The organism is Micromonospora sp. WMMB235, from assembly GCF_001855515.1.
Lineage (GTDB): Bacteria > Actinomycetota > Actinomycetes > Mycobacteriales > Micromonosporaceae > Micromonospora > Micromonospora aurantiaca.
Window position 1 is genome coordinate 2,801,486 of record NZ_MDRX01000001.1, and the last position, 17,401, is coordinate 2,818,886.

The 17,401-nt window shown below is 71.7% G+C and carries 16 protein-coding genes; 5 read left to right on the plus strand and 11 right to left on the minus strand.

Annotated features, from left to right (window positions below; translation table 11 throughout):
- Positions 1–19: 19 nt before the first annotated feature.
- Positions 20–706, plus strand: coding sequence for a metal-dependent transcriptional regulator (locus BFV98_RS11565; RefSeq protein WP_083395259.1), 687 nt, complete (start codon positions 20–22; stop codon positions 704–706).
- Positions 707–732: 26 nt separating this feature from the next.
- Here the strand turns inward: BFV98_RS11565 and BFV98_RS11570 are convergent, their stop codons facing one another.
- The 6 genes from BFV98_RS11570 to BFV98_RS11600 all read right to left on the minus strand — a co-directional run bounded on the left by BFV98_RS11570 (position 733) and on the right by BFV98_RS11600 (position 5,006).
- Entirely contained in the window at positions 733–1,281 is a 549-nt protein-coding gene (locus tag BFV98_RS11570; protein WP_013284763.1) for a hypothetical protein, read from the minus strand.
- A gap of 87 nt (positions 1,282–1,368) precedes the next feature.
- Positions 1,369–1,602 (minus strand): DUF5522 domain-containing protein, encoded by a 234-nt coding sequence (locus tag BFV98_RS11575; protein ID WP_071096262.1) that lies wholly within the window; start codon positions 1,600–1,602, stop codon positions 1,369–1,371.
- 29 nt (positions 1,603–1,631) lie between these two features.
- Positions 1,632–3,074, minus strand: a complete 1,443-nt coding sequence (locus tag BFV98_RS11580; protein ID WP_071096264.1) for an alpha/beta hydrolase — start codon at positions 3,072–3,074, stop codon at positions 1,632–1,634.
- A gap of 192 nt (positions 3,075–3,266) precedes the next feature.
- The gene (locus BFV98_RS11585) at positions 3,267–4,202 is read right to left on the minus strand and encodes a DUF2332 domain-containing protein (protein ID WP_071096266.1); all 936 of its coding nucleotides are present in this window, start codon (positions 4,200–4,202) and stop codon (positions 3,267–3,269) included.
- A 439-nt stretch (positions 4,203–4,641) separates the two neighbouring features.
- Positions 4,642–4,821 carry a hypothetical protein gene (locus BFV98_RS11595; protein WP_013284757.1) on the minus strand — a complete coding sequence of 60 codons (180 nt, stop codon included), beginning with the start codon at positions 4,819–4,821 and terminating at the stop codon, positions 4,642–4,644.
- A complete protein-coding gene (locus BFV98_RS11600; protein WP_071096268.1) occupies positions 4,818–5,006 on the minus strand; it encodes a hypothetical protein in 189 nt (62 codons plus the stop codon). The genes BFV98_RS11595 and BFV98_RS11600 overlap by 4 nt, the downstream gene beginning before the upstream one ends.
- A gap of 128 nt (positions 5,007–5,134) precedes the next feature.
- Here BFV98_RS11600 and BFV98_RS11605 point away from each other — a divergent pair, with 128 nt between their 5' ends.
- Together BFV98_RS11605 and BFV98_RS31470 are read left to right on the plus strand one after the other, a co-directional pair.
- On the plus strand, positions 5,135–5,977 hold the full coding sequence (locus BFV98_RS11605) for a helix-turn-helix transcriptional regulator (protein ID WP_071098840.1): 843 nt from the start codon (positions 5,135–5,137) through the stop codon (positions 5,975–5,977).
- A gap of 9 nt (positions 5,978–5,986) precedes the next feature.
- Positions 5,987–6,154, plus strand: coding sequence for a DUF397 domain-containing protein (locus BFV98_RS31470; protein WP_083395261.1), 168 nt, complete (start codon positions 5,987–5,989; stop codon positions 6,152–6,154).
- A 131-nt stretch (positions 6,155–6,285) separates the two neighbouring features.
- Here BFV98_RS31470 and BFV98_RS11610 read toward each other — a convergent pair whose 3' ends face one another.
- Together BFV98_RS11610 and nrdR are read right to left on the minus strand one after the other, a co-directional pair.
- On the minus strand, positions 6,286–9,180 hold the full coding sequence (locus tag BFV98_RS11610; RefSeq protein WP_013474489.1) for a vitamin B12-dependent ribonucleotide reductase: 2,895 nt from the start codon (positions 9,178–9,180) through the stop codon (positions 6,286–6,288).
- Between the two features lie 38 nt (positions 9,181–9,218).
- Entirely contained in the window at positions 9,219–9,719 is a 501-nt protein-coding gene (nrdR, locus tag BFV98_RS11615) for a transcriptional regulator NrdR (RefSeq protein WP_013284751.1), read from the minus strand.
- A gap of 489 nt (positions 9,720–10,208) precedes the next feature.
- Here nrdR and lexA point away from each other — a divergent pair, with 489 nt between their 5' ends.
- Entirely contained in the window at positions 10,209–10,991 is a 783-nt protein-coding gene (lexA, locus tag BFV98_RS11620) for a transcriptional repressor LexA (RefSeq protein WP_013284750.1), read from the plus strand.
- 54 nt (positions 10,992–11,045) lie between these two features.
- Here the strand turns inward: lexA and BFV98_RS11625 are convergent, their stop codons facing one another.
- Complete coding sequence (locus BFV98_RS11625; RefSeq protein ID WP_030274591.1) at positions 11,046–12,800, minus strand: hypothetical protein; 1,755 nt, start codon at positions 12,798–12,800, stop codon at positions 11,046–11,048.
- Between the two features lie 50 nt (positions 12,801–12,850).
- Positions 12,851–14,314, minus strand: a complete 1,464-nt coding sequence (gene hflX, locus BFV98_RS11630; RefSeq protein ID WP_071096270.1) for a GTPase HflX — start codon at positions 14,312–14,314, stop codon at positions 12,851–12,853.
- A gap of 195 nt (positions 14,315–14,509) precedes the next feature.
- On the opposite strand from hflX, the gene BFV98_RS11635 reads away from it, so the two are divergent.
- A complete protein-coding gene (locus BFV98_RS11635) occupies positions 14,510–15,982 on the plus strand; it encodes an NAD-dependent malic enzyme (RefSeq protein ID WP_013284747.1) in 1,473 nt (490 codons plus the stop codon).
- A 570-nt stretch (positions 15,983–16,552) separates the two neighbouring features.
- Here the strand turns inward: BFV98_RS11635 and dapF are convergent.
- The gene (gene dapF / locus BFV98_RS11640) at positions 16,553–17,398 is read right to left on the minus strand and encodes a diaminopimelate epimerase (protein WP_013284746.1); all 846 of its coding nucleotides are present in this window, start codon (positions 17,396–17,398) and stop codon (positions 16,553–16,555) included.
- Positions 17,399–17,401: the final 3 nt, after the last annotated feature.

Sequence of the window (17,401 nt, forward strand, 5' to 3'; positions counted from 1 at the left end):
AGCCCAGGAGGCCGCAGACGTGAAGCACGACCTTGTTGACACCACCGAGATGTACCTGCGCACCATCCTCGAACTCGAGGAGGAGGGGGTGCCGCCGCTTCGTGCCCGCATCGCCGAGCGGCTGAAGCAGAGTGGTCCGACCGTCAGCCAGACCGTCGCCCGCATGGAGCGCGACGGCCTGCTCACAGTCGAGGGCGACCGGCACCTGACTCTCACGCCGCAGGGGCGCAACACCGCCGTGTCGGTGATGCGCAAGCACCGGCTGGCCGAGTTGCTGCTGGTGAACGTGATCGGGATGCCCTACGAGGAGGCCCACGAAGAGGCCTGCCGGTGGGAGCACGTGATGAGCGACGCGGTGGAGAAGCGGGTCTTCGACCTGCTCAACCGCCCGACCCGCTCGCCGTACGGCAACCCGATCCCGGGCCTGGCGGAGCTGGGTGACCCGGGCCAGACGCATGCCGACGCCGTCGAGGGCGAGCGCAACCTGGCCTTCCCCGGCCTGTCCGGCCCGGTCGTGGTGCGGCGGATCTGCGAGAGCGTGCAGACCGACTCGGACGTGCTCCGGCAGTTGCACGCCGCCGGCGTCGACCCGGGCGCGACAGTGACTGTGGCGCAGGAACGCGACGCCGTCTCCATCGACCGCTCCGGTGACCGGGTCCGGCTGCCCCGCGAGGTGGCGTCCCGGGTGTTCGTCGCGGCCCGCTGATCGCGTCGAGCAGCTCTGGCCTGCGGTCAGAGCTGCCTGGTGTCGATCACCTTGGCCAGCGTGACCAGCTTGCCGGCCGTCTTGTCCGCCTCCGCCTTCGCGGTGCCGGCCGGGGCGGTCCAGCGCAGGGTGGCCAGCCGTCCCTCGGTGGCCAGCCAGCCGACCTCGGCGGCCGGGCCGGACTTCGCGGTCTTGGGCAGCGTCCGCCGGTAGGCGGCCTTGCCCAGCTTGCTGATCTTTGCCGCGCCGCCCGGCTGCACGTCCAGGGCGAACGTGGCCGCGTCGATCGACGTCTCGGTCACCGACAGCGTCAGCTCCGGCAGCACCGCCCCGGCCGCCCGGACCACGCACGTGTGGGTGTCGCCCCGCTCGGTGGCCGCCGCCACGTCGAACGTGCCGCCGGTGTGCTCGGCGATCACCGCGAAGTCGAGCAGCCGGCACGCCCCGCCCGAGGACGCCGCCGCGACCGGCACCGGCGGAGGCGGGGCCGGCGGCCCGGACTGGGTCGGCGCCTCGTCGGCGCAGCCGGCGGCGAGCAGGACGGCCGGAACGGCCAGCCAGGTACGTGCACGCACGGGAGACCTCCGCGGTCGGCGGCGGGTCCGACCCGCCGGAGTTCCGTCGGACACCGTACGGCGTGCCCCAGCGGGGACGGAAGCCCCCTAATCGGCCACGTACGGACAGTGCCGGCAGCCTCGCCCGCAGCACGTGCCGCGCCGGGCCAGGAACCCGGCGCTGAGCACGAACAGCCCGGTCTCCGGGTCCAGGTAGCCGGCCTCCCCGGCGGCGAGCGCGGCCGCGTGCGCGGCGAGGATGCGTTCCCGCCCGGGGTGATCCGGCGACAACCGGGACGGGTGGGGTTCGGTCAGGGGCCGTCCCGCCAGCTCGTCACGCACCGCTGAAGTCTACGGACGCCCTGCCCGCCCTAGTTGCCGCCCGGGCCGCCGTCGGTCCGCAGGCGATCCAGGTACGGCACGAACGCCTCGGGCCGCTCGAACATCGAACGGTGCCCGGCGCGCGGGATCACCAGATGGTCCTTGCGCGGTGCTTGAAGCTGCGCGTACCACTCGTCGAACAGGCGAAGCCGGCCCGGCACCTCCTGCGCGCCGTCCACGAAGTACGCCGGCACGGCGAGCTGCCGCACGTCACGCCGGAAGTCGACCTCCTGCAACCGGGGGTACAGCACGTCCCAGCCGTCCAGGAACCCGAACAGGTGCACCTTCTCCAGCAGGCTGTATTCGGACACGCCCAGGTTGCCGACAGTCCCGGTCTCGTCCTCGCTCGCGCCTTCCCGGTCGACCGGGAAGGCCCCGGCCTCATTGGTCAGCAACGGCTCGTACGCCCAGACGTCGCGGTAGGGCGGCGGGCCCTGCGCGGTCATCCGGTCCGCGAGCGCCGTCCGGCCGGTGCGGCGGGCCCAGGCCACGGTGTCGGCGTACTGGCTGCGATCGGCCTCGCGCAGGCTCACCACCTGCCCGACGCCCACGTAGGCGGCGAACAGCTCCGGGTGCTGTCGCACGGCGAGCAGGCCGGCGATGGTGCCGCCGGAGTGCGCGACCAGGTGGATCCGATCCCGGCCGAGCCGTTCTCGCAGGTGCCGGGCCACCGCGACCAGGTCGTCCACCTCGTCGTCCAGGCGCCAGTCCGACGGGGCGCGGAACCCCGACCAGGACCGCGGCCCGCCGGCACGGTCCCACACGGCCACCACGAAGCGCTGCTCCAGTTCGGGCAGGTGGCGGCGAACCCCGCCGATCTCCGAGCCGCCCGGTGGCCCGGGCACCACGAGCAGTACCGGGGCGCTGCGGTCCGTACCCCTGATCAGCAGGCCCAGCTCGCGCCCGGAGGAGTCGACGGTGTCGAAGCGGGCGATGCCGCCGGGGATCGGGGCGGTGCGGCCCGGCACGGCCGCGCCGACGGTGACCAGCGCGAGCAGCGCGGCCAGCAGACCGACGCCGATCCGGCCCAGCCTGCGCGGCACCGGCCGGCGCGGCGGCACCGCGTCGAGGCGGCGAGCCAGTCCGGCGCCGTAGGCGGCACCGACCAGCAGCGGCAACAAGCTCAGCAGACCGTGTACGCCCCGGCCGGCGAGCAGCGCCACGACGCCGAAGCCGGACAGGTGCGGACGGTCGACCGTCGGCCCGCGCAGCCGCAGCCGGACCAGCTCGACGGCCACCGCGAAGATCACCGGCGCGACGAGCATGAACCAGCGGGACCGGCTCAACCAACCGGCGGCCAGCCCGACGGCGAGGCTCACCGCGACGGAGACGAGTGCGGCGCCGACCGTGCCGGGCCCGCGCGGGGTCCACCAGCCGGCGACAGCGCCCCAGATCAACGGCAGCATCGACGCGAGGAGCACCCGGGCGCGCATGACGTCTCCCTCCGCCGAGATCGTCAACCCTAGCCAGGGCGACCACTCTTCGCTGCCCCACCCTCACGTGCGGTACAGGCCGGGTGCCGGCTGAGTGCTGCCGGAGGGTCGATCATGAAGTTGGCGGCCGTCGCGTCGGCGTGTCGCACCGCCAACTTCATGATCGCCGAAGACAAGGGCGGGGCGGGTGCGTCAGCGGAACCAGGTGAGGGACTGGCCGTGGCCTGTCGTCCAGGCGAGCGGGCGGCCGTCGAGGGCAAGGACGTTGTGGAAGCCTTCGGCGGGCGGCTCCGGCAAGTCGGCGTGGGGCAGGACTGACGGGTCCTCGTTGGCGATCCAGTGGCCGGGCAGCGTCCGGACCAGCGCGGTGAACGCGTCCCGGCGGGGCGGCGGCACCTGGTAGAGCACCGAACTGTGGAACACCACGAGCGTCGCCCCGGCCGGAGCCTGCGCTGCCAGCGTCGGCAGGTCGTCGACCAGGTCACCGCGTACCAGCAGGGGCGGATCGGCCGCCGCGACGGCAGCCGCGGCGCGCAGCCGTTCCCGGCGGTGCCGGTGTTCCGGCCAGATCAGCGCGTCCAGCCAGGCCACGTCGGCCGGGTCGGTGACGTCGAGCGGGTTCACGTCCAGCCCGGCCCGCCACACCACCTCCGGGCGCCGCCGCGGCGGATCGGTGCCGGTCAGGTCACAGTCGAGCACCGGCTCGCCCTCGCCGACCTGCCGGTCGCCGTAGCGGTAGGCGTACCGGTCCGGGTAGAGGCACAGCCCGGCGGACGCGCCGACCTCCAGCAACGCCAGCGGCTGCGGCAACGCGGCGAGCACCGGCAGCAGCACCGCGCAGCGCCCCGCCTCGTTCGTCTGCGTCGCCCGCAACCGCATCTGCGCCGCGACGTCCGGCCAGTGCGCGATCACGTACGCGCGGAACGCCGCCGGGTCGTCCACCGGCCCGCCGCGCAGCCGCACCACCCCGAACAGCAGGTTCGGCTGACGCTTGGCCGGCGGCAGCGTGTCGAGCAGGGCGAGCAGCTCGGGGTCACCGGCGACCGCCTGCGACAACCGCTCGTACGCCGGGGACACGCCGCGTGTCTCACGCTCGGCGAAGACCCGATAGATGTCGGTCGTGCTCATCCCCTGAGCATTCCAGCTCGCGTACACGATGGTCTGTGACAGTGGGCACTACGGCCGTTTCGGCCGACGGGGACGAAGTCCCCGGGATATCTCCTCCAGGTGCCGCTGTTGGTGCTCGCGCACCATGGCCTCCCAGACCTCCTGGTCGAAGTCAGGATCGAGCGGCACCCACCGGTGCGAGCCGTCGCAGTAATGAAACCGTTCGTCGCCCGGCCGAATGACACTCATCGCACCCACCCGAGGAAGCGCTGATGCAACACCCCGGCCGGCACCCAGGTCAGATCCTCCGCCGCCCACACCAGATAAGACCCCATGTACAAGCCCAACGACACCGGCGCTCCGGCGAACTCGGCCCGCAGCTCACGACGCCGCGTCGGGCAGGGCCACGGAGCGCCACACCCACCGCAGCTCCACACCGGAAGAACCGGCCCGTGGGTGGTCACCGGAGGCCGTCCAGGAAGCGCCGGGTGGCGGTCCGCGCCTGCCGGCGGGCCGCCCATTCGACCTGCTGACAGGGGTACGGAGACAGGCGCGCCCACCATGCCCGGCACCCCGTGCAGAAGCCGTCGAGGCCGGGTACGTGCACCGACAGGATCTGCCGGACCTGCGACTCCGTCACGTCTGCTCCTCTCCCGGCCAGTGGCCGCGACGGATCGGGATGCGATGGCGTGCGCGGCACGGCAGTTCCGCACCGCAGCGGCAGATCCGCCGCCACCGCCGCCAGGACCACACCGGACGGTGCCGCCGGGCGAGTGTCAGCGCGACCGCCACCACGTACTCCTCGTACGAGACACGACCACGCATGCCGCCTCCACGTCGCTCATGCGCCGACAATTTTGCGCGCGCATTTTTACTCAGTCAACGATGGGCGCGCATGTCGCGCGGGCGTGTCGCATGTCCACGGCACGTCGGTCGGCGGCACAATCACCGCCATGGAGAGTCCGACCTTCGTTCGCTTCCAGCTCGGGGCGCAGTTGCGCAAAGTGCGGGAGCAGGCCGATGTCACCGCCGAGGAAGCAGCCGCGGCCATTGAGGTGACCGCGAGCACCCTGCGGCGGATCGAGGCCGGCCGGGTCGGCATCAAAGGCCCAGCGCTCAACGCGCTGCTTGATCGCTACGGCGTCACCGATGCCGAACTGCGCGACACGCTGCTGTCGATGGCGCGCACTGGGAAGCAGCGCGGTTGGTGGGCGAAGTACGGGGATCTACCCTCGTCGTATCGGCAGTACATCGGCTTGGAGTCCGCAGCCGACGAGGTACAGAACTTCGAGACGCTGGTGGTGCCGGGTCTGCTCCAGACACCGGCGTACACGCGGGCGATGATGGCGGAGGACGCCTTCGAACCGTCACCCGAGGCGGTCGAGAGGCGAGTCGCCGTCCGGACGCACCGCCAAGAGTTGATCTCGTCGGGAAAGCTCCGCCTGGTGGCTGTACTGGACGAAGCAGTCCTGCACCGCCAAATCGGCGGTGCAGACGTCATGGCCGACCAGCTCACCGCCCTACTCCACGCCAGCAGCCGATGGAACGTCACGATCCAGGTGATCCCGTTCCGGGAAGGTGCCTACGCTTCCATGCTGTCGAGCTTCCATATCCTCAACTTCGCTGATGGCCCCAGCGTGGTCTACATCGAGGGCCTGACAGGTGATCTCTATGCGGAGGGCGAGGATGTGCGCCGCTGTACGGTGGTGTTCAACAGCCTGCGCGCCGCGGCCCTGTCACCCACCGACTCGGCGGCCATGATCGAAGCGATCCGAGGCGCGCTGCCCATGGAGTAGGAGGCGGACGTGGACTCGCAGTGGCGCAAGAGCAGCCGGAGCGGCAGCAACGGAGCCTGCGTCGAAGCGAGACACGCCGACCAGGTGGTAGAAGTCCGCGACAGCAAAGATGCAGGCGGTCAGGTTCTACGCTTTGAGCGTCAGCCGTGGCAAGCGTTCCTCCGTACCCTGCGCTGAGCCCGACTCATCCGGAGCGCGCGGTGGCCGCGTTGAGGACGAGTAGAAGCCGCCAACCCCGATGTGGGGAGTCACGACGCGCGCGAGCGCGGCAGGGAAGTCCCTGCCGCGCTCGCGTGTTCGGCCGGTCGTCAGCTGCAGCCGCTGGTGGAGCCGCAGCCCTCGCAGACGTAGCAGCTACCGGCGGGCCGCATCTTCGTGCCGCAGGTGAAGCAGAGCGGCGCGTCGGCGGCCTTGCCGATCACGGCCTCCAGCAGTTCGGTGCTGGAACCCACCGACGGCGCGGGCTTCACCGCCGCGGCGTCGGCCATCTCCTGCGCCGGCTGCGCGATCGGGCCGGTCTTCGGCTCGGGCGCCTCGACCGGGGCGGAGGCGGCCATCGCGGTGAGGTCCGCACCGCTCGCCTCCGCCTCCGCCTCGGCCCGGAGTTGGGCGGCGCGCTCCTTGGCGGTGAAGATGCCCAGCTCGGCGCGGCGGTCGTACGGCAGGAAGTCCAGCGCCAGGCGACGGAAGATGTAGTCCATCACCGAGGCGGCCATCCGCACGTCCGGGTCGTCGGTCATGCCGGCCGGCTCGAAGCGCATGTTGGTGAACTTGCTGACGTACGTCTCCAGCGGGACGCCGTACTGGAGACCGATGGAGATGGCCACCGAGAAGGCGTCCATCACACCGGCCAGGGTCGAGCCCTGCTTCGACATCTTGAGGAAGACCTCGCCGAGGCCGTCGTCCGGGTAGGACGAGGCGGTGAGGTAGCCCTCCGCGCCGCCGACCGAGAAGGAGACCGTCTGCGACGGGCGCTTCTTCGGCAGCCGCTTGCGCACCGGGCGGTACTCGACGACCTTCTCCACGACCTTCTCGACCTCGGCGGCCGGGGCCTGCGTCTCGGCGGTGGCCTTGTTCGGCTTGGCGGCCGACAGCGGCTGGCCGACCTTGCAGTTGTCCCGGTAGATCGCCAGCGCCTTGAGGCCGAGCTTCCAGCCCTCGAAGTAGATCTTCTCGACGTCCTCGACGGTGGCCTGCTCCGGCATGTTGACCGTCTTGGAGATGGCGCCGGAGATGAACGGCTGGACGGCCGCCATCATCCGCACGTGACCCATCGGCGCGATCGAGCGCTCGCCCATCGCGCAGTCGAAGACCGGGTAGTGCTCCGGCTTGAGGCCCGGGGCGTCCACCACGTGGCCGTGGTCGGCGATGTGCTCGACGATCGCCTCGACCTGCTCCTCGGGGTAGCCGAGGCTGCGCAGGGCACGCGGCACGGTCTGGTTGACGATCTGCATCGAGCCGCCGCCGACCAGCTTCTTGAACTTCACCAGTGCCAGGTCCGGCTCGACACCGGTGGTGTCGCAGTCCATCATCAGGCCGATGGTGCCGGTCGGGGCGAGCACGCTGGCCTGCGAGTTGCGCCAGCCGAACTTGTCACCGAGCTTGTTGCCCAGCGTCCACTGCTTGGTCGCCTCGCGCTGCACGGCGGTCGCCACGGTGCCGGTCGGCTTGATCGCGTCGTTTGCGGCGGCGTGCTTGCGCATGACCCGCTTGTGCGGCTCTGCGTTGCGGGCGTAGCCGTCGTACGGGCCGACGATGCCGGCCAGCTCGGCGGAACGGCGGTAGGCGGTGCCGGTCATCAGCGAGGTGATCGCGGCGGACACCTCCCGGCCCTGCTCCGAGTCGTACGGCAGGCCGGAGGCCATCAGCAGCGCGCCCAGGTTGGCGTACCCGATGCCGAGCTGCCGGTAGGCGCGGGTGGTCTCACCGATCTTCTCGGTCGGGAAGTCGGCGAAGCAGATCGAGATGTCCATCGCGGTGATGACGAACTCGACCGACTTGACGAACTTCTCCACCTCGAAGCCGCCGTCGGCGCGGAGGAACTTCATCAGGTTCAGCGAGGCCAGGTTGCACGAGGAGTTGTCCAGGTGCAGGTACTCCGAGCACGGGTTCGACGCGGTGATCCGCCCGGTCTCCGGACAGGTGTGCCAGTCGTTGATGGTGTCGTCGTACTGCAGGCCCGGGTCGGCGCACTCCCAGGCCGCCTGGGAGATGGTGTGGAACAGCTTCTTGGCGTCGATCGTCTCGATGGTCTGCCCGTCGAGCCGGCCGCGCAGGTCGAAGCCGCCGCCGTTCTCCACCGCGGTCATGAACTCGTCGGAGACGCGGACCGAGTTGTTGGCGTTCTGGTACTGCACGCTGACGATGTCGGCGCCGCCCAGGTCCATGTCGAACCCGGCGTCCCGCAGCGCGCGGATCTTGTCCTCCTCGCGCGCCTTGGTCGCCACGAACTCCTCGATGTCCGGGTGGTCCACGTCGAGGATGACCATCTTCGCCGCGCGCCGGGTGGCGCCACCGGACTTGATGGTGCCGGCGGAGGCGTCCGCGCCGCGCATGAAGCTGACCGGACCGGAGGCGGTGCCGCCGGAGGAGAGCAGCTCCTTCGAGGAACGGATCCGGGAGAGGTTGACCCCGGCGCCGGAGCCGCCCTGGAAGATCCGCCCCTCCTCCTTGTACCAGTCGAGGATCGAGTCCATCGAGTCGTCGACGGAGAGGATGAAGCAGGCGCTGACCTGCTGCGGCGACGGCGTGCCGACGTTGAACCACACCGGCGAGTTGAAGCTGAACACCTGGTGCAGCAGCATCCAGGTCAGCTCGTGCGCGAACACCTCGGCGTCGGCCGGGGTGGCGAAGTAGCCGTACTCCTCACCGGCGGTGCGGTAGGTCTCGACCACCCGGTCGATCAGCTGCCGCAGCGACCACTCCCGCTCCGGGGTCCCCACCGCGCCCCGGAAGTACTTGGTGGTCACGATGTTCGCCGCGTTCACCGACCAGGACTCGGGGAACTCCACCCCGCGCTGCTCGAAGTTGATCGAGCCGTCCCGCCAGTTCGTCATGACGACGTCGCGGCGCTCCCAGGCGACCTCGTCGTAGGGATGCACCCCCTCGGTCGTCCAGACGCGCTCGATCTTCAGCCCCGCCCCGGCCTTGTTCCGTGACTTGCTGGTCGTCACGCCCTCGCCCCCCTCGTCGGCAACGGTCACCCACCGCGCCTCGTGTACCTGTCAGAAACCCGTGAATGTCAGCTGATCGCGCCGGCGGCGTCCGCCGCACCGGCACCGGCGCCCTCCCGGGCGCGCGCGGCGGCCCGCAGCGTCTCGATCTCGCGCTCGAAGTCGGCGAGCGAGTCGAAGGACCGGTAGACGCTGGCGAACCGCATGTAGGCCACCTCGTCGAGGTCACGCAACGGGCCGAGGATGGCCAGGCCCACCTCGTGGCTGGGGATCTCGGCCGCCCCCTTGGCCCGCACGGTCTCCTCGACCTTCTGTGCCAGCAGCGCGATCGAGTCGTCGTCGACCGGGCGCCCCTGGCACGCCTTGCGCACCCCACCGATGATCTTCGTACGGCTGAACGGCTCGGTCACCCCGCTGCGCTTGACCACCGCGAGCACCGCCTCCTCGACGGTGGTGAACCGCTTGCCGCACTCCGGGCACGACCGTCGCCGCCGGATGAGCTGGCCGTCGTCGGCCTCCCGCGAGTCGACCACCCGGGAGTCGGCGTGCCGGCAGTACGGACACCGCATTCGCCCGACCTCCTCCGTCGATCGCGGGCACACCTACCGGCTCCCGGGCACGCGTCGACACGGCGGGGCCATCGTCCGATGACCGTCGCCGAGTGCGCGGTGCGGGAGTGCGTTCGGTAGTCGAACCCAACCTGTAGGCAACTTACGCCCGTGTGACTACTACATCTAGGGGTCGACCGTATGCCGAACCCCAAGCGAGGTCAAGTTGGCGGGCGTGTCCGGCGCGTCATCAGGATCACGCCCGGCACGACGCCACCGAGGAGCCCAACGGACGGCCTCCCGTGCTAGTCACGGGCAGCCGGGATAGAACATCCGTTCGAGCGGCGTACTCTTCTATCAGAACACCAGTTCGGAAATCCAGGAATTCGGCGCGACACGCCGACAGCAGGTCGTACAGATGTTTGAAAATGGCCGATCTCACCTATACGGTCAGACCACACGCACCACGAGCCGACGAGGCACCCCAGCGCCGACCAGGGAGGGACGGACGTGACCGAGGACCGGGCCAGCCGGCAGAAGAACCCGCAGCCGAACGACGGGGCGGGTCCTCCGGCGACCCGTCGCCCCCGCACCGCCCGCAGCCGCACCGCCCCCGCGGCGGTGCGTCCGGTCACCCCGGTGGTGAGCAGCTTCCCCGACCCGGCGACCGTCGACCTGACCGCCCGGCAGCGGCGGATCCTGGAGTTCATCCGCAACTGGGTCGAGCGCCACGGCTACCCGCCGAGCGTGCGCGAGATCGGCGAGGCGGTCGGGCTGGTGTCCCCGTCCAGCGTCGCCTACCAGCTCAAGGAGCTGGAGAAGAAGGGCTTCCTGCGCCGCGACCCGAACCGTCCGCGCGCCGTCGACGTCCGCGCGCCGGGCGAGGCGGACGACGAGGCGGCCCGCGCGCAGCGGCCCGCCCCGGCGTACGTGCCGATGCTGGGCCGCATCGCCGCCGGTGGGCCGATCCTCGCCGAGCAGGCGGTGGAGGACATCTTCCCCCTCCCCCGCGAGCTGGTCGGCGAGGGCGAGGTCTTCATGCTCCAGGTCAAGGGCGACTCGATGCTCGACGCGGCGATCTGCGACGGCGACTGGGTGGTCGTCCGGCAGCAGCCGAACGCCGAGGTCGGCGACATCGTGGCCGCCATGCTCGACGGTGAGGCGACGGTGAAGACCTACCGGCGGCGGGACGGGCACGTCTGGCTGATGCCGCAGAACCCGGCCTTCGACCCGATCCCCGGTGACGACGCCACCATCATGGGCCGCGTGGTGGCGGTCCTGCGCCGCATCTGACCGACAGCAGCGAAAAGGGGTGACCGTCGCCGGTCACCCCTTTTCCGTGTCGTCTCAGTAGCGATCGCCGCGGTACTCCCGGCCACCGCCGGACACCGGGCCGTACCGGCCCTGGTCGTCGTAACCGTCGCGACGCCCGCCACGCGGCTCCTGTCCGCGGCGCGGCGGCTCGGCCCGGCCGCCCTCTGCGCGCGGCCCGCCGCCGTTCGGCTGGCCGCGGTATCCGGCCCCGCCCGGGCCGCCGCCGTAGCCGCCACCCGGGCCGCCACGACCCGGACTGCCCTGGCCGCCGCCACCCGGGCCGCCACGACCGGGACCGCCCTGGCCTGCGCCCGGTCCGCCCTGGCCTCCGCCGCCGTAGACGCCGCCTCCGCGCCCTCCGCCGCCGGCCGGGGCTCCGCCGCCGCCGTAGACGCCGCCGCCCTGCGGACGGCCCGCGCCCGGAGGACGGCCACCGCCCTGGCCGCGACCGCCGTCCTGAGGGCCGCCACCGTACACGCCGCCGCCTTGCCGGCCACCGCCGTAGACACCGCCGGACGCCGGGCGGTCGCCGTTGGCCGCGCCGCCGTAGACGCCGCCCTGACCGCCGCCGTAGACACCGCCGCGCGGGGCGTCCGGCCGTTCGCCCGACGGGAAGCCGTTGTTCACCGGGAACTCGCCGCTGCGCTCGGGCTCGTCGACCGGCGCCCGGGGCGCCGGCTTGCGCCGCGCCCGCAGGATGCCGAAGACGCCCGCGCCGACCAGAAGCGCGCCGAGCACCCCGACGGCCGCGATCAGGTACGTGATCTCGTCGAGCGAGAGCCCTTCGAGCCAGGACTTCTCGGCGGACGCCTTGGTCTCGGCCTTGCCGCCGTTCGGCAGCGCCTCGGCGCCGGTGGTCGACGGGGTGTAGCTGAGGATGTCGATCGGATCCGACTCGTCGAGCGTGCCGCCGTCGGAGACGGTGACGAACGTCTTGCCGTCCGGCGTGTAGGAGATCGCCTCGCCGAACGGGTCGGCCAGCGGGGTGACTCGGGGCTTCCCGGTGGTGATCGCCTTGACGAGGTCGCCGCCGGCCACGTCGAACTCGAACGCGTCGGCGTACGTGCGCAGCACGACCTTGCTGCCGTCGGGCGAGCGGGCGGCGCCGGTGACCAGCGCCCGCCCGGGCGAGCCGAACTTGTTCTCGGTGTTCGTCTTCGGGAGCGTGACCTCGCCGACCTTCTTCATCGGGATCGGCTCGGTGTCACCGCTCGCCTTCAGCTTCACCGTCGGGGTGAAGATCTCCGACTTGCCGGAGAGATCCTTGGTGATCACCAGCGGCATGTTGTCGTCGCCGACGAGCAGGGCCTCCGCGTCGTGCGGCTCCTTGCCCGGGTAGCTGAGCCGGTGCAGCACCGGCTGCTTCGAGCCGCTCAGCGGCATCGTCCAGACCGCGACCCGCTCCCGGCGCGTCTTCTTCTCCACGTTGTCGCCGGTGTCGGCGATCCAGAGGGTCTTGCGGTCCGGGCTGAGCGCGAGGTCCTCGGTGTCGAGCGGCCCGTCACCGGAGTAACGGACCTCCTTGTCGACCTTGCACTTGGTGTCCAGGTAGAAGACCCGCTTGCGGCTGGGGTCGTCCGAGCCGTCGTTGATCACGACGTACCCGTTGCTGGTGGCCACCAGACCGGACAGCTCGCGGAGGCGATTGTCCTCGACAGTGCACTTCTTCTTGGGAGCCGCGGCCAGCACGGGGGCCGCGGCGGGAGCCGCCGGGGCCGGCCCGGCCGGCGCCACGACCGCGCCGACCAGGCCGAGCGCGAGCGTGACCGAGGAGACAACGTGCCGCATGACGCTCAGTGTCGCACGGCGCGGGTTTCCGGCGGGTGACGCCGGACGGCTCACCGCCCGGCGCCCACCCGCTCGTCGCTGGTCAGCCGGTCACCCGCCCGGTACGGCGCGAGTTCCGCGGCCAGACCCTCGCTGACCCGCACGTGCACCAGCGTGCCCTCGGGCAGGTGCGCGGTGCTGAGCACCTCACCCTGCCGGTGCACCCGGGAGACCAGGTCACCCCGGTCGTACGGGAGCACCGCGCGTACCTCGACCGCAGGCCGGGGCAGCCGCCGCTCGACGGCCTCGCGCATCTCGTCGATCCCGCGCCCGCTGTGGGCGGAGACGAAGACCGCGTCCGGCCAGAGCCGCTTGAGCCGCAGCATCGTCTCCTCGTCGGTGGCGTCGGTCTTGTTCACCACCAGGAGTTCCGGCAGCCGGTCCGCGCCCACCTCGGCGAGCACCTCGCGTACCGCCCGGACCTGCTCCTCCGGGTCCGGGTGGGTGCCGTCGACCACGTGCACGACCAGGTCGGCGTCGGCGACCTCCTCCAGCGTCGAGCGGAACGCCTCGACGATCTGGTGCGGCAGGTGCCGGACGAACCCGACCGTGTCGGACAGCGTGTAGAGCCGCCCGTCGGACGTGGTGGCCCGGCGGGTGGTCGGGTCGAGCGTGGCGAACAGCGCGTTCTCCACCAGCACGCCCGCACCGGTGAGGCGGTTGAGCAGGCTGGACTTGCCGGCGTTCGTGTAGCCGGCGATGGCCACCGCGGGAACCGCGTTACGGGTACGCCGGGCGCGCTTGGTCTGGCGTACCGTCGCCATGCTCTTGATCTCGCGGCGCAGCCGCGCGATGCGGTGGCGGATGCGCCGCCGGTCGGTCTCCAGCTTGGTCTCACCGGGACCGCGCAGACCCACGCCGCCGCCGGCGCCACCGCCGCGGCCGCTACCACCGGTCTGCCGGGACAGCGTCTCGCCCCAGCCGCGCAGGCGCGGCAGCAGGTATTCGAGCTGGGCCAGCTCGACCTGCGCCTTGCCCTCCTTGCTCTTGGCGTGCTGGGCGAAGATGTCGAGGATCAGGGCGGTGCGGTCGACCACCTTGACCTTGGTGCGCTGCTCCAGGTTGCGCAGCTGCGACGGCGACAGCTCACCGTCGCAGATGATCGTGTCGGCACCGGTGGACAGCACTACCGCGCCCAGGTCGTCGACCTTGCCCCGGCCGATGTACGTGGCCGGGTCGGGCCGGTGACGACGCTGGATCAGCCCTTCGAGCACCTGCGAACCGGCCGTCTCGGCCAGCGCCGCCAGCTCGGTGAGGCTGTTGTCGGCGTCGGACTGGGTGCCCTCGGTCCAGACCCCCACGAGGACGACCCGCTCCAGCCGGAGCTGACGGTATTCGACCTCGCTGATGTCTGTGAGTTCGGTGGAGAGGCCGGGGACCCGCCGCAGCGCCTGCCGCTCCGACAGCTCATACTCGCCGGTGGTGGCGTCGAACTCGTCGTCGGTGTAGGGATGGAAGGTCTCCTGCTCGCGCAAATGCGTCTCCTGTCCGTTTTGGGCAACGCCGAGAATTTTCGGCGCGTGACAGCAATCCTGACATGTGACAACGCCGGACGCACCTGTGTTATGCCCGTGACGCTACCGACGGGTAGCGGGGGCGGATGCCGGGCGACCTGGGCGGGCGAGTAGAAATGCCAGTCGAGCCGCTCAGCGCCGACGGAGGAGTTTCTCGTGGCCAACACCCGACTGCCGAGTGCCGGATTCTCCATCACCATCCGGATCGCGGTACCCGCCGACGCCTCCTCCATCGGCCGGCTCACCACCGCCGCCGGTGAGGCCGGGGCCATCGTCACCGCGCTGGACGTGGTCGACTCCGACCCCGCGCACGTGATCGTCGACCTCACCTGCGACACCGCCGACGCCGGCCACGCCGACCAGGTCGTCGACGCGCTCACCGCGCTCGACGGGGTGGACGTCCGCAAGGTCTCCGACCGCACCTTCCTGCTGCACCTCGGCGGCAAGATCGAGGTCACCCCGAAGGTCGCGCTGCGCACCCGCGACGAGCTGTCCCGCGCGTACACCCCGGGTGTGGCCCGGGTCTGCATGGCCATCGCGGAGAACCCGGCCGACGCCCGCCGGCTCACCATCAAGCGCAACACCGTCGCCGTGGTCAGCGACGGCACCGCGGTGCTCGGCCTGGGCAACCTCGGGCCGGCCGCGTCGCTGCCGGTGATGGAGGGCAAGGCGGCGCTGTTCAAGCGCTTCGGCGGGGTGGACGCCTGGCCGGTCGTGCTGGACACCCAGGACACCGACGAGATCGTGGCGATCGTCAAGGCGATCGCGCCCGCGTACGGGGGCATCAACCTGGAGGACATCGCCGCGCCGCGCTGCTTCGAGATCGAGGCCCGGCTGCGCGAGGCGCTGGACATCCCGGTCTTCCACGACGACCAGCACGGCACCGCGATCTGCGTGCTGGCCGCGCTGACGAACGCGTTGCGCGTCGTGGGCAAGCAGCTCGCGGACGTCCGGGTCGTGGTCTCCGGCGCCGGCGCGGCCGGCACCGCGATCATGAAGCTGCTGCTGCGCCAGGGCGTGGGCGACATCATCGCGTACGACCGCCAGGGCGCCCTGCACCGCGGACTGCCGGACCTCAACCCGGCCTGGCAGTGGCTGGCCGAGAACACCAACAAGGAGAACTACTCCGGCGACCTGGCCGGGGCGGTACGCGGCGCGGACGTGTTCATCGGCGTGAGCGCGCCGAACCTGCTCACCGGCGAGGACGTCGCCGCGATGGCGAAGGACTCGATCGTCTTCGCGCTCGCCAACCCCGACCCGGAGGTGGACCCGCGGGAGGCGCGCAAGTACGCCGCGGTGGTCGCCACCGGCCGCTCGGACCAGCCGAACCAGATCAACAACGTGCTCGCCTTCCCCGGCGTGTTCCGCGGCATGCTCGACGCGCACGCCGAGGAGTTCACCGAGGAGATGGCGCTCGCCGCTGCGCGGGCCATCGCGGACGTGGTCGGCGAAGACAAGATCAACCCGACGGTGATCGTGCCGAGCGTCTTCGACTCCCGGGTCGCCCCGGCCGTGGCCGCCGCGGTACGGGCCGCCGCGCAGAACCCGGCCGCGACGCCGGCCCCGGCAGCCGACCCGGGCCCGGCCGACCTCCCCGAGATCGCCGCCAACGCCAGCGCCACCCCCTGACGCGTTCCTTCCGCTCGCGGCACCCTCTCGCGGGGCAGCGCCCTCGCGGGTCGGCACCTCCTCGTCTTGCCAGGGGGACCTGTTCGCGGGGCAGCGCCTTCGTGCGGCGCCCGCCCGAGACACACCTCAAGCGCGCGTGTACCGGGCAAGCGCACGGGTTCTCAGCACCCGCATCGTCAGGTGTCCCCGGCGCGTCCACGCGAGATCTTGGAAGGAAATGGCCCTCATAGGGGCCCGAATCTTCCAAGATCCCCAACAGCCCCGAAGTGGCGGCATCATCACCCTTGATCAACACCAGTTCCCCGAAGTGGCGGCATCAGAGGCTCCGCGATATGACCACTTCGCCGAGCTGGTGTTGATCACGCTGGGCGGCCGTGCGCCGGCGGAAGCGGGGGCCACGGCTGCCAGGGCCGCCGACACCACTCACCATGCGCGTGTTGACCAAGGAGTTCGCGTCACCGAAGCACCGGGAATCCGCCACAAACTCCTTGATCACGGGGGCGGGAGGGCGGGCGGCACCGGGCGGGGCCGGGCCGGGCCGGGGCGGGGCGGGCCGGGGCAGGGCGCGGGCTACGGGTGCAGGGCGGCGGGGGTCAGGGTGCCTGTCGCCACCAGGACGGCGGGGCCGGAGAGCCAGCAGGAATCGGCTGTCACGGTGACCGTCAGACGCCCGCCTGGCACGTCCACAGTCATCGTGCCGGTGTCCAGGCCGGCGTCGCGCAACGCCACCGCCGCCACCGCGCACGCGCCGGTGCCGCAGGACAGCGTCTCGGCCGAGCCGCGCTCGTACACCCGCATCAGCACGTGCCCGTCGGTGCCGTCGACCGGCTCGCCCGGCGTGGTGAACTCGACGTTCACCCCGGACGGGAACGTCGAGGCGTCCACCTCGGGCGCGCGGGTCAGGTCGAGGGCCGTCAGCTCCAGCGCGGCGGGCAGCGCGCACACCAGGTGCGGGTTGCCGACGTCCACGGCGGTGCCGGGCAGCGTCAGCCCGCCGAGCGTGGCGGTGGCCGTGTCGTACAGCCGGGGGCGGCGCATCTCGACCGCCACGTCCTCGCCCTCGACGCGGGCCCGCACCAGGCCGGCGCGGGTCGCGATCGGCAGCGTCCCGCCCGACGGGGCTGTGAGCGAACGGTCCAGCAGGTAGCGGACGAACACGCGGGCCCCGTTGCCGCACATCTCGGCGAACGAGCCGTCGGAGTTCCAGTAGTCCATGAACCACTCGGCCTCACCGGCGAGCGCGACGCCCTCGGGGTGCTTGGCGGCGCGTACGACACGCAGCACGCCGTCGCCGCCGAGCCCGCGCCGCCTGTCGCAGAGCGCGGCGACCAGGCCGGGTGTCAGGTCGAGGGTGCCGTCCGGGTCGGGCAGGATGACGAAGTCGTTGCCGGTGCCGTGACCCTTGGTGAACTCCACGCC

Excerpts from the sequence above, each read along its gene's own strand:
- BFV98_RS11580 (WP_071096264.1), bottom strand. The coding sequence starts at position 3,074 with ATGCGCGCCCGGGTGCTCCTCGCGTCGATGCTGCCGTTGATCTGGGGC.
- BFV98_RS11585 (WP_071096266.1), bottom strand. The coding sequence starts at position 4,202 with ATGAGCACGACCGACATCTATCGGGTCTTCGCCGAGCGTGAGACACGC.
- BFV98_RS11600 (WP_071096268.1), bottom strand. The coding sequence starts at position 5,006 with ATGCGTGGTCGTGTCTCGTACGAGGAGTACGTGGTGGCGGTCGCGCTG.
- BFV98_RS11605 (WP_071098840.1), top strand. The coding sequence starts at position 5,135 with ATGGAGAGTCCGACCTTCGTTCGCTTCCAGCTCGGGGCGCAGTTGCGC.
- nrdR (WP_013284751.1), bottom strand. The coding sequence starts at position 9,719 with ATGCGGTGTCCGTACTGCCGGCACGCCGACTCCCGGGTGGTCGACTCG.
- BFV98_RS11625 (WP_030274591.1), bottom strand. The coding sequence starts at position 12,800 with ATGCGGCACGTTGTCTCCTCGGTCACGCTCGCGCTCGGCCTGGTCGGC.